This window comes from Clostridium sp. JS66 (assembly GCF_033561535.1).
GTDB classification, from domain to species: domain Bacteria; phylum Bacillota; class Clostridia; order Clostridiales; family Clostridiaceae; genus Clostridium_AM; species Clostridium_AM carboxidivorans.
In genome coordinates this window covers 2,466,099-2,479,159 of sequence record NZ_CP131467.1, presented here as the reverse complement: position 1 = coordinate 2,479,159, position 13,061 = coordinate 2,466,099, and the positions used below count along the sequence as shown (strand labels likewise).

Below are 13,061 nucleotides of genomic sequence, written 5' to 3'. Positions count from 1 at the left end.
TCTCATATAAGTTCTTTATAGTTTTTATTGCCAGTAAACTCATGAATTATTTATTTTTAAAAATAAATAATAATACAAAAATAAGCACCAGCTTTCACTAGTGCTTATCCAAAACAAATATATAATAAGGGGGACTTATTATATTCTTTTAACCTTTCCTCTAAGGTCTATCGCCTTAGGACAATTATTATTATATAAGGTAATTGTTACGTTTTCGTGTAATATTTGTTACTTGTTAGTGTATATTTTAAAAACATTTTATGAACAAAGTATTTAGAATTAAACCAATTATTCTCTTTAATATTACACACAATATACTTAATAATCGACTTTACATAAATGATTGTTTAATTTATTTTTAGTTGGTGGTTAAATGTTTAATATATATAGAAAGTTGAAATGGTATATTTTTATTTTCTATCTCTTCTAATTTATTTGTACTATAAGTTATAGTAGCATCCGGAAAATTACGCATTATACTCACCCTTTCAAATAATTGTTTCTATTTTTTTATACATTTTCTTAGAACACTTATTATATTACAGGGTTTTTGTCACAGTTTTGTTTAAGCTTTGTTACTTCTTAATGTATATTTTTAAAACATTCTATGAATAAAGTACCTAAAACTAGCCAAGTTCTTGTTTTCAATATATAACATATATTTATTTATATACTATGTAACAACTTAAAAATGCTTTAGTTACTTCATAATTAAAATATGATTAAAAACTTACTAAATTATGGAGCAGGTTTTTATAATGACTCGTCTAATGTTATGAAAATAATTATAAAGGAGATTTGATCTATGAAAACTAATAATTTATTAAAACCAAAATACTCATTCATTCTTGCACTGGCATTTGCTTTTATCCTAGCTTTTCAATTTGGAGCTTCAAAAGTACTTGCTGCAGATTCCAGCGCAGCTTCTGCTGATACAGCAAGAACAATAAATGTTACAGGAGATGGTGAAGTAACTGCAACTCCAGACATAGCATACTTATATTTAGGAGTAACTGTAGACAAGTCTACAACTATGGATGCTCAAAATACTGCTTCTACTGAAGTGAACAATGTTATTGCTGCCATTAAAAAGGAAGGCATACAAAATGAAGACATAAAAACAGCTGATTATAGCATACGTCCTAAATACAATTATGATAAAAACACAGGAACAAGTACTTTAGCTGGATACACTGTATCAAATACTCTAAAAGTTACTGTTAAAGATATCAGTAAGGCTGGACAAATAATTGATACAGCTGTAAAAAATGGAGCAAATATTTCTAGTGGCATAAGTTTTGGAGTAAGTAATTACGAAAAATATTATAATACAGCTTTACAAAACGCATTATCAAATGCACAAAATAAAGCACAATCAATTTCTAGTTTTTTAGGAGTAAAGCTTACAACACCTTCAAAAGTAATAGAAAATTCAAGCGGTATTCCTAATGATTATCCTGTTCCATTATATGACAAAGCATCATTAAATGAGTCCTCAGCTTCTACAACTATTAATTCAGGAACCTATAAAATAAAAGCAAACATAAGCCTAGTTTATCAGTATTAATTAGCATAAGTTATAAAAACTTAGTAATGTAATATTGATAAAATTAAGGGACTGCCACATTAAGAACTTTACATACAATATGTTGTAATACTTATTCTTAGTGCTGTAGTCCCTTTATACAATTTTATATGTCTTGTAATTTTAATTCTCTGTTTTGGCAGCTGTTTAATAATCACCAGGTCTATTTATAGCTAACTACCTTAACCCCTTCATTTTCAATTGTCTTATATAACTCCTTAATATATTTTTCTGACGGAGTTTTAAACTGTCTTGATGTTTTTTCTAAACCTAAAGCTTCATATTTGCTGTCTCCATAGGAATGATAAGGCAGCAATTCTATCTTAGGTATTTCTATATTTTCTTTAATAAATTTGGCTGTTTGCCTTATATTTTCTACATCTGAATTAACATTCTCAATCACTGGTATTCTAACCACCACAGGTACCCTTAATTCATTAAGTCTGCATACATTTTTCAATATTTTTTCATTGCTTACTCCTGTATAAAACTTATGTTTGCTGTTATCCATGTGCTTTATATCTATAAATATCAAACTCATTTTTTCCAAAATGTCTCTTATTTCTTCAAAATCAAAATAACCAGAGGTTTCAATAGCTAAATCCACAGCTGAATCATAAAGTTTATATGCAAGTTCTCTAAGAATGTCTACTTGCATAGTTGCCTCCCCTCCAGAAAAGGTAACACCACCATCTGAATGCCTATAAAATATCTTTTGCTTTTCAATTGTCTTTAATATTTCTTCACTACTACAATTATAAATTAAATTTTTTCTACTTTTAGTTGGACATTCCTCTACACAAGCTCCACAAGCCTTACATTTTTCCTGTTCAAGCGGAGTATTTAAGTTTATACCTACTCCTTGCGGACATATCTTAGTACACCTTCCACACTTCACACAAGTCTTTTCATAATGAGCAACCTTCTTAAAGCTCGTATGACTTTCTGGATTAGAACACCACTTGCATCTAAGAGGACACCCTGCAGAAAAGATTATTGTTCTTATTCCATTTCCATCATTAACAGAAAAATTCTGCGCCTCCATAAAGTATCCACGTAAGTTATCCATATGAATCCCCTTAATAAGTTTCATGGGCTGTTCTTGCAATAATTGCATCCTGCATTGATTTAGATAGATTTACAAATTGTGTGCTGTAGCCTGCAACCCTGACTAACAAATCTTTGTAATCCTCAGGATGTTCTTGTGCTTTAAGTAATGTTTCAGTGGATATTGTATTAAACTGAACATGAAAAGCTCCTAATGAAAAGAAGGATTGTATCATGGCGCCTAAATTGCTTTGACCTCTTCTTGTATTTACCAAATTCTCATTTAGTCTTAAATTTAATAATGTTCCACCTGAATGTACATCCTGATTAACCTTTGCTGCTGAACGCATAGCTGCAAGTGGTGTAGAAGTATCAGATCCTGCAAAAGGAGATACGCCTTCTGACAATGGCTCCTTAGCTTTTCTTCCACAAGGAGTAGCTCCAACTACCTTTCCTGTTGGCAAATAGTTAGAAATACCCATAAAAGCAGTGTTAAAATTATTGTCATTAATGTCTTTATATTTGTGTCCTTCTTTATAATAGTGATTTGCCATCTTAATAGCAATATCATCTACATAATCTATGTCATTTCCGTATTTTGGAACTGATAAAGCTAGTGCTCTAAGTTCTTCATAGCCTTCCCAATTTGCATCAAGGGCTTTTACTAAAGTTTCCATAGTTGTAACCTTATCTTCAAAAACAAGCTTTTTAATTACAGCAAGGGAGTTAGATGTAACTGCAAGTCCAATTCCAGTAATTACAGGGCCCAAATTGTATTTAGCACCAGCATCAACTAAATCTTTTCCCTTTATCATACAATCTTCTATACATGCAGATAAAAATGGTCTTGGAACAATTTCTTTATGAATCCTCTGTGCTACTAAAGTGGCTGTAATTGAATGAGCAATTAAATTATCAAATTGTTTGTAAAAGGCTTCTTCTACTTCTTCATAAGATTTAAAGGTTGATGGATCTTTTTCATCCATACCTATCTTTTCACCAGTAATTCTGCTTACACCTTTATTTAAGGCATATTCTAAAGCTGCAGTAAAATTAACATTTACTGCTGAAGTCCATTCACCTGTCTTACGGAAATGAGGAACTACACAGCCGCAGTTGTTCCAATCTCTAGCATCTTCTGGTTCATAACCAGCATTTATAAGCATTTGATATCCTGCACTATCATTATGAATTGCTGGGAAACCAGTACCCTTACTTACCAAATGAGTAACTTCATCTAAAAAGCTACTTGGACAATCTTGATGAATTCTAACACTTAGTCCTGGTTGATGTGTTTTTACTCTTTCAGTAGCTCTCAAACACATATAAGAAAGATCATTAGTGGCATCTTTTCCTTCTCTTGTCTTTCCACCAACTGTTAAGTTTTGAAATTGATTATATCCAGCAAAGAATTCAGCAGTATTTGCAGAAATTGTCCAAACCCACTCTGATAACTTTATCCAAAATGCTTCAATAAGTTCTTCAATTTCATCCTTTGTCATAATTCCTTTTTCCATATCTGATTTATAATATGGATACATAAACTGATCGAATCTTCCTATATTAAGTGCTAATGGATTTTCAGCTAATATTCCACCAACTTGTGTAAACCAAACAAATTGAATAGCTTCATAAAAAGTTGCAGGAGGATTTTCAGGAATTTTACTGCATATTTCAGATATTTTTAATAGCTCAGCTTTTCTTACAGAATCCCTTTCTGCCTCTGCCATTTCCTTAGCCTTTTCAGAATATCTATTGGCAAGAGTAATAATTCCTTCAGAAGTAATTATAATTGAATTGTAAAAATCCTTCTTTTTTATATCTTCTACTGAAGTAATAGAAAGTTTTGATATATTTTCTTTACCTTCTTTAATAATTCCACCAAAACCTTTTTTAAACAGAACATCCTGATAGTCAGGTGTTATTTCACCAACTGCCTGTCTCCATTTTGAATCATTATCAACTATACCAGTATCAACAGCCACCTTTGCAGTTTCCTTTGGAAGCTGTGCTAAAAAAGATTCCTCTAAAGATTTTCCTTTCCAATAAGGAAATATATTTTTTCTAACAAATGCTCTTTGTTCATCTGTCATAACATATGGATCTTGAACTCTTTTATCAAAGTTATCCATTTCCCTATCTACCCATGTCCATGAGAACTCTGGAGTTAATATACCACATTTTCTAAATTCACCAATAGCACCAACAATAAGCTCCCCTTCAAAAATATTAACATCAATTTGCTCACAAGTATCTTTAAAAGCTTTAGCTCTCCTTATTGGAATTGCTTCACCTTCTGTCTTTTTGTGAGATTCTGTCCAAATTCTTGCCCTTTCATAGGAAATTGCAGGCTTTGCATTAATATAATTTTTTCTTGCCTTTTCAATTCTTTCTGTAACCATGATTATCACCCTCCATTTATATTTATATTATATTATGTTATACCATATATTTTATGTTATAACATACAAGGTTTTTAAAATTAGTTCAAAATATATATTTAATTAATAGTTAAGAGCGAAGAATTAATAATTAAGGCTCATTTTGCTAAAACAAAATATTGCTGAGCTAGTTTATACGAATTAAAAGATTTTTTGCGACAGCTAAAAACCATCCTTCACTATTAATTCTTAATTATCAATTCTTAACTAAAAACATTGCATACATAAAAATTAAATCATAAAATCTTAATTATATTACAAATTACTGGTTTTTCTTTAATATTTAATTACATTTTGAAAAATAACTTCTTCATCATATGGATTACTATAAGTATGACTTTTATTAGGCTTAAATCTTAATGCTGCTGGAGAAGTAAGTTCAAAGGTTTGATCTCCTAGAGTAAGCTTCAAAGTTCCCTTTGTTACTACAATATATTCTTCTACTGAGCTCTGATGCGGTGTAGAAACATGGTGTGTACCAGGAAGTAATTTGATGTAAAAATATTCAAACCCTGATAAAGGATTGAAAGGAAATACATCATATAATATCATTTTGCCATCTGATTCATATACAGGCTCAATATCATCTATGGATACTGCTTTATAATCATCATTTTCACTTCCTAGAAGTTCAGAAAATGAAATACGCAAACCTGTGGAAATTTTCCATAATATTGATATTGTAGGATTAGATTCCCCTCTTTCAATTTGACCCAGCATTGCTTTACTTACACCTGTTAAATTAGATGTTTCCTCCAATGTCAATTCTCTTTCAAACCTTACTCTTTTCAAAACAGAGCCTATATTATATGTCGGATCGTTCAATTCATATCAGCCTTTCTCAATTTTGTATTTTTTATATTGTGTATATTATAACATATCTTATACATTATAGCATACATCATTTTTCATCTTTTATTAAGTAAAATTCCACTTGACTTATTTTGTTAAATGCAGTATTATTTCACTATCGAATTAATACTATATCGAAATAATACTAAAAGGAAGTAATTAATATGAATAAAGTAAATGAAGAACAATTTCAAAGATTTGATGCTGTTATGCACAAGATATATAAACGCTTGAGACAATTACAAGGTGATATAGATACAATGTTTCCTGATGGAATAACAAGCAATGAACTAAGTGTATTAAAAGTAGCTAGTAAATATCCTGATGCAGCTTTAAAGGAAATTAGTCAATATTTGGATGTACCAGGAAGTACGCTTACCAGCACAGTTGACAGACTTGAAAAAAGAAATTTGGTTAAACGTGTTATAAGCTCAAAAAATAGACGTTCCTATTCATTAGAATTAACACAAGATGGTGTTAAAATAAGCGAATTACATGAAGATGCTGAAAACCAGCTGTGGAAAAAGGTGCTTGGAGCTTTAGATAAAGACTCTGAAAGAGATACATTAATTAACCTTCTAGATAAAATCAGTAAAGGAATAGAATAATTGGGGGAATAGAAATGAAAAAAGCTATTGTAATAGGAGCTACATCTGGGATCGGAAAAGAAACAGCTAAAAAATTAGCTAAAAATGGTTACGAGGTTGGATTAGCTGGAAGAAGAGAAGAACGCCTTATAGAAGTTCAAAAATCCATAGCAACTAAAACTTTTATAAAGAAAATAGACGTTTCCAAAACCGATGAAGCAATTTACCTTTTAAAAGATCTTATAAAAGAAATTGGAGGCTTAGATTTAATTGTAATATGCCCTGGCATTGTAAGGCCAAATATTGAACTCAATTGGAATAAAGATAAAGAAACTATAGATACAAATGTATCAGGCTTCTCATCCATGGCTAATGCTGCTGCTCAATATTTTTCTAATCAGAATCATGGACATATAGTTGGTATTTCTTCTATGTCTGCAATTACATACAGTGATAGAACTAATGCCTATTGTGCATCAAAGGCTTTTATATCAAGTTATTTGAGAGGACTAAGAATACTATTTAATAGATCAAATAAAAATGTATATGTAACAGAGGTTCTTCCTGGCTGGGTATATACTGAAATGACTAAAAATGCTGATATGTCAAAAGTTTTCTGGGCTATCAGTGCTGATAAAGCAGCTGATCAAATATATGATGCTATAGTAAGCAAGAAGAAAAAAATATACGTTTCTAAAAGATGGTGTATTTTAGCTTGGCTCATTAATATGCTTCCTGAAGGGCTTAGAGTTAAATAAACAATGGTAAGTTTTTCATTACATCAGCTAAATTGTTTCTTATTATTTTTAGCTTAAAGTTTGTGAAAACCTTAGCCCTGTTTAAGAAAAGCGAATTTCATCAAGTTGCTAGACTTTCACAAACTTCCAGCTCTACCTTAACTTAAAAAATAATATATATGCTTTTCGTACTGTGCTTAGTGCTATTTTTTAACTTTAATATAGTATATTCTTAAAAGTAAAGTTATAACAAAGGTAATTCCCAATATAAATGCCAAACTTCCTATAATGTGATGAGGAAAATAAATCCATACAAAAGTTAAAGGTACACATATAACAAAATCGCAAACTATAAATGCTGTTAAAACCAATTCAAGCTTTTTAATAAAATAGTAATAATAAAATGCTATATCCCAAATTGCTAGAGAAATCATAAATATTAAATACGAAATATTTTTAAATCCATTTTTAACTAAATCTTCATTAAAATATTGAATATTTTCACCATTACATAATATCCCAATAATTTGAAAAAATATCCCTATTATAAAAATAATAGCACCAGCTTTTATAAGCATTTTTGTAAATATACTACGATTCTTTAATACGCTGTTCATTTCAGCTACCACAGTATTTTCTTGTCCAAAGCACTGCAAAACTTTAAATATACTCTCCTCTTCACTCAATCCTTGTTTCTTTAATTCTTCCACTTCCTCATACAAATAATTTCTCATTTCTTCTTTTGATATTTTTGCATCTTTATCTGAATTGTCAAAATTCCCATAAATACTATCAATATACTCTTCAATCTTATTCATCTAATATAACCTCCATAAAATTATTTAGCAACAATTTTAAAAAACTCCATTCTTTTACCTTGATTGAAAAATAATTTCTGCCTTCCTCAGTAATTGTATAGTATCTTCTTCTTCCACCTCCACTGCTTTTATTATCATTCCAATAACCTTTTAAGTAGTTCTTTTTTTCTAAACGTTTTAAAGATACATATAAAGTAACCTCCTTCATTTCAAATTCTTCTTTTGATTTTTCTTTTATCATTTTGGCAATTTCATACCCGTACATATCCGCATTTTGTAAAATACTTAATACTATTGTGTCAATATATCCTTTCAATATTTCTTTATCAAACTGCAACACTTTAACCCCCTTAGAAGAATCATTCTATTACACATATTATTATATATAGTACTTTACATTATATAGTAATATTATACTATATAATGGTTAAAATTGATATACCTGGTTACATATTTTTATACGACTTATTTATGATTTATTTTACAAAAGAGGCTGCTGCACTAAGTAATTTACATACAATACGTTGTTTTGCAAATAAAAAAGCAACACAATATATTGTAGTACTTATACTTAATACAACAGCCCCTATGAAAGTCAAAACGGAATCTGCTGAAAACTTAATATATTAAATTTAAAAACAAGTCAACTCTTATTTTATAGAAACATCCCAAAAGAAATTGATAGTCTAAATTTTTGTACATTTTAAAGTTCTTCACCATTAGTTTCAATGACTTTCTTGTACCAATAGAAGCTCTTTTTCTTATATCTTTCTAAAGTTCCACTTCCATCATCATGTCTGTCTACGTATATAAAGCCATATCTCTTTTTAAGTTCAGCAGTTGATGCACTAACTAGATCTATGCATCCCCAAGTAGTGTATCCCAAAAGTTCAACACCATCTTCAATGGCCTCTCTTACTTGAATTAAATGATCTCTTAAATAATTAATTCTATAATTATCATTTACAGTCTTATTTCCATTTTCATCAGTTATTAATTCATCAACAGCACCTAAGCCATTTTCAACTATAAATAATGGTTTTTGATATCTGTCATATAACAAATTAAGTATGTATCTTAATCCTTCTGGATCTATTTGCCATCCCCAATCTGAAGCTTTCAAGTACGGATTTGGTATTCCACCAATAATATTGCCTTCTCCTTTTTTATTCTTTTCTGGATCTGAAGTTGCGCAAGCACTCATGTAGTAGCTGAAGGAAATGAAATCAACTGTATTTTTTAATATTTCCTCATCACCAGATTCCATTTTAATTTCTATGTTATTTTCTTTAAAAAATCTATTCATATATCTTGGGTATTGTCCCCTTGCATGAATATCTGCAAAGAAAAGATTTTGTCTATCCTGTTCCATGGCTTTAAGTACATCACTTGGGTTTGGAGTTAATGGGTAGTTTGGTACTCCAAGAATCATGCACCCAATTTTGAATTCTGGATTTATTTCATGACCAATTTTTACTGCCAATGCACTGGCCACTAATTCATGATGCATTGCTTGATACAAATCCTGCTTACTTAATTTTTCCTTCGGTGTCATAATACCTGCACTCATATAAGGTTCATGAGTTGCTGAGTTTATTTCATTAAAGGTCAGCCAATATTTTACCTTATCTTTATATCTTGTAAATATTGTTCTCACATAGTTTTCAAAAAATCCTATAAGCTTTCTGTTAACCCATCCATCATAATTTTTAGCAAGTGCCAGTGGTGTTTCATAGTGTGAAATTGTAACTAAAGGTTCAATTCCATACTTAGCTAATTCGTCAAATACATTATCATAAAATTGTAGTCCTTTTTCATTTGGCCCTTTATCATCACCATTTGGAAATATTCTTGACCATGCAATGGATAATCTAAAGGTTTTAAAGCCCATTTCAGCAAACAACTTTATATCTTCCTTATATCTATGGTAAAAGTCTATTCCAATAAGCTTCATATTATCTTCTGTTGGTTCCTTAGTTATAGGTCCCTTTATACCTTTTGGTGCTATATCCTGAGTTGATAACCCTTTACCATCTTCATTATATGCGCCTTCACACTGGTTAGCAGCTGTAGCTCCTCCCCATAAAAAGTTTTCTGGAAATTTAATCGACATAACTATTCCTCCTATAATTCAGTATATTTTTTACTATTTCCCTTAGCTTTTTCAACTGGATACTTCTTTTCATTCTTATCCATTTTACTATTCATAATATCTTCTAAATCAACCTCTAGAGAATCTGCCATATGTATACAATAAATCATAACATCGGCAAGCTCCTCAAGTACATGTTCTTTGTCATAATTTTCTTCATCCCATAAAAAGTTTTCTAAAAGTTCAGCAGCTTCAATTGAAATTGCTTTAGATATGTTTGCTGGTGTATGGAATTGATCCCAATCTCTATCAGTTCTAAATTTTCTAATTCTTTTTATTGTATCCTTCATTGTAATCACCTTTCTTTATTTTAGTAGAAATTATAAAGGATTCCAAACTAGGAACCCTTTATCAGCTTACTTTTGATTTTCTAAGTATTTTTCTAATATCATGGCTGCATCTTCTACACAACCTCTGCAGGAACGTAATACCTTATTTCCAGTTCGTCCTTTCAATTCAGCACATATAACACTGCCATTCTTATCTTTAAATGTTTTTTCTAGCTCCTGTAGTTGTTCATTATTAATATTTTTCCACTCTGCAGGATTATCTAAGTCTCTTTCTCCACTCATAGAGTTATTTACTATATACATTCCCATAACAGCACCACAGGTTTTAAACGCTCCGCCTCCGTACTTTTTAGAAATTTCCTTTGCTGTGCTTTCATCTATTTTCATTTCTTCACAAAATGAGCATGCTACTGCTTGTGCACAATTATATCCTTTGCCATGCTTCTCAGCAGCTTTTTCAACTTTTGACATATAACTTCCTCCATTTACTTTTTACTAATTTTTATTGTTATTTATATTACCTGTTTTTGATAATGCCTTACTTAAATTTCCTGTTAAAGCATTCAATAAATCATCATTTGGCTCTATTAGCCATGATTTATCTGATTTTACTAGCTTAATATCAACTTCTGTTGTTGTTTTTGGTGCATTAGGATCATTTATAGCATTTAAGAATCCCTGCATCAACTGATTTTTTGCATCATTTTCATTTGAGTTATTTGCCATAGCTGAAGAAATAAGCAAAGGAAGCATATTAGTGACAACCTTACCATATATCTGTGGCAAATCTAATGATGTAACCTTTACCTTTACAGTAGCATTTTTTCCATCCTCTTTTGATGAAACTTTTTCATAGCTCAATTTTGCAAAAACTGCTTTTACAATTTTTTCTTGTTCCTGGTTATCAAATTTAAAATTACCCTTGTCTCCATCCTTTTTCATGTAAGTAGCCATAGTAGTAATATCAGATTTTTTAGCTGCATCAAAAAAACTTTTAACAGTTTCTTCTGGTTTAGGACCACATGCTACTAAGCTTAACATTACAATAAATACCATTACAACAACAGTAGCTTTTCTAAATAATTTCATAATTTCATCCCCCTCGTATGTTATACATTAAAGTGTATTGTCTATATTAAAATTTGTAATTAACAAGTATAAAATTCACATTTTATAGTATAAATGACCTTTCATTACAAAAATAGACATGCACTATAACCTTTTATAGAATAACATGTTTTTAGATAAAAATCATCCTCTAGCTGCTTGGAAATAATCTTTGTTAATCACTTCTTTTGTTTCTTTTTATTAGAATATACTAATGAATCAGCCATCGTTCCTAATAACATACCTATCCCCATGCCCATATTTAAATTACCAAAAGCTTTTCCTAAACATATTCCAAGTGACATCCCTATTAGCATATAGAAAACTTTATATTCAGTATCATTATTTTTTTTAACCATTAATTTCTCCCCCAATTAATACACAATAATTGACAATTGTTTAATTATTATAACATTGCATCTAATCTTCTTTTTATTTTGTTTTTCTCTATTATTATTCCTGTAATAGCATATATAAACAGTGTTATGAAACAAATAAACATACAACTTAATACAGTTAGAAAAATGCCTTCTGATGATACTATACCAACACGAGTTATTCTATCTATAAGTCTTATTAATACACTTACTTCAAGAAATATTGAAAACATTAAATACAATCCAAACTTTTTCCAAAGTTTATTATACATATTATATTTTGACTCAGAATCAGTAAAAATTCTTTCCTCTTCACCTGGAGATTGAACTTTTCTAAAATAGTACCACTTTCCCCCAATTCCACACCAGGAATAAACTTCATCCCATGCTGCATCTGCAAATAACTGATGATAATCCTCTGTATCCTCTTCTGCTGTCACAAAATCAAGTTGATATATGTAATCTATTTTTTCTCCTTTAACAAATTCATATTTTGTTGGTATTCCCTTATGAAGTTTTACAAAATGCCATCCTTCTTTAGCTATATTAGATAAAAATTCTTCTTCCTTCTCATATTGATGAACTAAAAAAGACTTTCTAACATACTTTTTACTTTCTGCCATTACTAAATACCTCCCTACCGTTTGTATAAAGTTCTTCAATACGTTGAATTTCAGCTTCCAATACTTCTTCTCCTTGTTCAGTAATTTTATAATATTTACGCTTATTTTCCTGTTTTGTAATCATAACTAAATTTGTTTTTTCAAGCTTGGATAATGTTCCATACAAAGTACCAGGTCCTAAATTAATCCTTTCATTTGTAAGCTTTGAAACATACTGCATAACTGCATATCCATGCCTCTCCTCAGTTAATGACAAAAGAATGTAATAAGCAGTTTCACTCATAGGAATAAAATCTTTTATAATCATAATCACTATCTGTCCTTTCATGTCACTCTTCGATATATCGCAACGTGATATATCTTGATGTGACATATTATATCGCAGCGTGATATACATGTCAATATGCTTTTAACAAATAAGGAAATTTTCTATTGTTGCTATATT

The 13,061-nt window shown here is 30.1% G+C and carries 15 protein-coding genes; 3 read left to right on the top strand and 12 right to left on the bottom strand.

Translation table 11 applies throughout. The annotated features are described in order from the left end of the window. The first annotated feature begins 805 nt into the window (after positions 1-805). Positions 806-1,567, top strand: coding sequence for an SIMPL domain-containing protein (locus Q6H37_RS11695; RefSeq protein WP_318742100.1), 762 nt, complete (start codon positions 806-808; stop codon positions 1,565-1,567). Between the two features lie 181 nt (positions 1,568-1,748). On the opposite strand, the gene Q6H37_RS11690 is transcribed toward Q6H37_RS11695, so the two are convergent. The 3 genes from Q6H37_RS11690 to Q6H37_RS11680 form a co-directional block, all read right to left on the bottom strand. Then, positions 1,749-2,654 (bottom strand): glycyl-radical enzyme activating protein, encoded by a 906-nt coding sequence (locus tag Q6H37_RS11690; RefSeq protein ID WP_318742099.1) that lies wholly within the window; start codon positions 2,652-2,654, stop codon positions 1,749-1,751. 10 nt (positions 2,655-2,664) lie between these two features. Beyond that, a complete protein-coding gene (locus tag Q6H37_RS11685) occupies positions 2,665-5,034 on the bottom strand; it encodes a formate C-acetyltransferase/glycerol dehydratase family glycyl radical enzyme (RefSeq protein WP_318742098.1) in 2,370 nt (789 codons plus the stop codon). Between the two features lie 315 nt (positions 5,035-5,349). Beyond that, positions 5,350-5,898, bottom strand: coding sequence for an XRE family transcriptional regulator (locus tag Q6H37_RS11680; protein WP_318742097.1), 549 nt, complete (start codon positions 5,896-5,898; stop codon positions 5,350-5,352). Between the two features lie 191 nt (positions 5,899-6,089). Between Q6H37_RS11680 and Q6H37_RS11675 the strand changes: the two genes are divergently transcribed. Together Q6H37_RS11675 and Q6H37_RS11670 are read left to right on the top strand one after the other, a co-directional pair. Beyond that, entirely contained in the window at positions 6,090-6,533 is a 444-nt protein-coding gene (locus Q6H37_RS11675) for a MarR family winged helix-turn-helix transcriptional regulator (RefSeq protein ID WP_318742096.1), read from the top strand. A 14-nt stretch (positions 6,534-6,547) separates the two neighbouring features. Further along, the gene (locus Q6H37_RS11670) at positions 6,548-7,270 is read left to right on the top strand and encodes an SDR family NAD(P)-dependent oxidoreductase (RefSeq protein WP_318742095.1); all 723 of its coding nucleotides are present in this window, start codon (positions 6,548-6,550) and stop codon (positions 7,268-7,270) included. Between the two features lie 182 nt (positions 7,271-7,452). Here the strand turns inward: Q6H37_RS11670 and Q6H37_RS11665 are convergent, their stop codons facing one another. The 9 genes from Q6H37_RS11665 to Q6H37_RS11625 all read right to left on the bottom strand — a co-directional run bounded on the left by Q6H37_RS11665 (position 7,453) and on the right by Q6H37_RS11625 (position 12,923). Further along, positions 7,453-8,067 carry a permease prefix domain 1-containing protein gene (locus Q6H37_RS11665; RefSeq protein ID WP_318742094.1) on the bottom strand — a complete coding sequence of 205 codons (615 nt, stop codon included), beginning with the start codon at positions 8,065-8,067 and terminating at the stop codon, positions 7,453-7,455. Next, complete coding sequence (locus Q6H37_RS11660) at positions 8,060-8,404, bottom strand: PadR family transcriptional regulator (protein ID WP_318742996.1); 345 nt, start codon at positions 8,402-8,404, stop codon at positions 8,060-8,062. The genes Q6H37_RS11665 and Q6H37_RS11660 overlap by 8 nt, the downstream gene beginning before the upstream one ends. Positions 8,405-8,770: 366 nt before the next feature. Further along, positions 8,771-10,180, bottom strand: coding sequence for a glycoside hydrolase family 1 protein (locus Q6H37_RS11655; protein ID WP_318742093.1), 1,410 nt, complete (start codon positions 10,178-10,180; stop codon positions 8,771-8,773). Positions 10,181-10,191: 11 nt separating this feature from the next. After that, positions 10,192-10,509, bottom strand: coding sequence for a nucleotide pyrophosphohydrolase (locus Q6H37_RS11650; protein WP_318742092.1), 318 nt, complete (start codon positions 10,507-10,509; stop codon positions 10,192-10,194). Between the two features lie 66 nt (positions 10,510-10,575). Beyond that, positions 10,576-10,980, bottom strand: coding sequence for a C-GCAxxG-C-C family protein (locus Q6H37_RS11645; protein ID WP_318742091.1), 405 nt, complete (start codon positions 10,978-10,980; stop codon positions 10,576-10,578). Between the two features lie 24 nt (positions 10,981-11,004). Next, the gene (locus Q6H37_RS11640) at positions 11,005-11,598 is read right to left on the bottom strand and encodes a DUF5105 domain-containing protein (protein ID WP_318742090.1); all 594 of its coding nucleotides are present in this window, start codon (positions 11,596-11,598) and stop codon (positions 11,005-11,007) included. 197 nt (positions 11,599-11,795) lie between these two features. Beyond that, positions 11,796-11,975, bottom strand: a complete 180-nt coding sequence (locus tag Q6H37_RS11635; RefSeq protein ID WP_318742089.1) for a hypothetical protein — start codon at positions 11,973-11,975, stop codon at positions 11,796-11,798. A gap of 47 nt (positions 11,976-12,022) precedes the next feature. After that, positions 12,023-12,616, bottom strand: a complete 594-nt coding sequence (locus tag Q6H37_RS11630) for a DUF2812 domain-containing protein (protein WP_318742088.1) — start codon at positions 12,614-12,616, stop codon at positions 12,023-12,025. After that, positions 12,603-12,923 (bottom strand): PadR family transcriptional regulator, encoded by a 321-nt coding sequence (locus tag Q6H37_RS11625; RefSeq protein WP_318742087.1) that lies wholly within the window; start codon positions 12,921-12,923, stop codon positions 12,603-12,605. The genes Q6H37_RS11630 and Q6H37_RS11625 overlap by 14 nt, the downstream gene beginning before the upstream one ends. Positions 12,924-13,061: the final 138 nt, after the last annotated feature.

Excerpts from the sequence above, each read along its gene's own strand:
- Q6H37_RS11695 (WP_318742100.1), top strand. The coding sequence starts at position 806 with ATGAAAACTAATAATTTATTAAAACCAAAATACTCATTCATTCTTGCA.
- Q6H37_RS11690 (WP_318742099.1), bottom strand. The coding sequence starts at position 2,654 with ATGGATAACTTACGTGGATACTTTATGGAGGCGCAGAATTTTTCTGTT.
- Q6H37_RS11685 (WP_318742098.1), bottom strand. The coding sequence starts at position 5,034 with ATGGTTACAGAAAGAATTGAAAAGGCAAGAAAAAATTATATTAATGCA.
- Q6H37_RS11675 (WP_318742096.1), top strand. The coding sequence starts at position 6,090 with ATGAATAAAGTAAATGAAGAACAATTTCAAAGATTTGATGCTGTTATG.
- Q6H37_RS11670 (WP_318742095.1), top strand. The coding sequence starts at position 6,548 with ATGAAAAAAGCTATTGTAATAGGAGCTACATCTGGGATCGGAAAAGAA.
- Q6H37_RS11665 (WP_318742094.1), bottom strand. The coding sequence starts at position 8,067 with ATGAATAAGATTGAAGAGTATATTGATAGTATTTATGGGAATTTTGAC.
- Q6H37_RS11655 (WP_318742093.1), bottom strand. The coding sequence starts at position 10,180 with ATGTCGATTAAATTTCCAGAAAACTTTTTATGGGGAGGAGCTACAGCT.
- Q6H37_RS11650 (WP_318742092.1), bottom strand. The coding sequence starts at position 10,509 with ATGAAGGATACAATAAAAAGAATTAGAAAATTTAGAACTGATAGAGAT.
- Q6H37_RS11645 (WP_318742091.1), bottom strand. The coding sequence starts at position 10,980 with ATGTCAAAAGTTGAAAAAGCTGCTGAGAAGCATGGCAAAGGATATAAT.
- Q6H37_RS11640 (WP_318742090.1), bottom strand. The coding sequence starts at position 11,598 with ATGAAATTATTTAGAAAAGCTACTGTTGTTGTAATGGTATTTATTGTA.
- Q6H37_RS11635 (WP_318742089.1), bottom strand. The coding sequence starts at position 11,975 with ATGGTTAAAAAAAATAATGATACTGAATATAAAGTTTTCTATATGCTA.
- Q6H37_RS11630 (WP_318742088.1), bottom strand. The coding sequence starts at position 12,616 with ATGGCAGAAAGTAAAAAGTATGTTAGAAAGTCTTTTTTAGTTCATCAA.
- Q6H37_RS11625 (WP_318742087.1), bottom strand. The coding sequence starts at position 12,923 with ATGATTATAAAAGATTTTATTCCTATGAGTGAAACTGCTTATTACATT.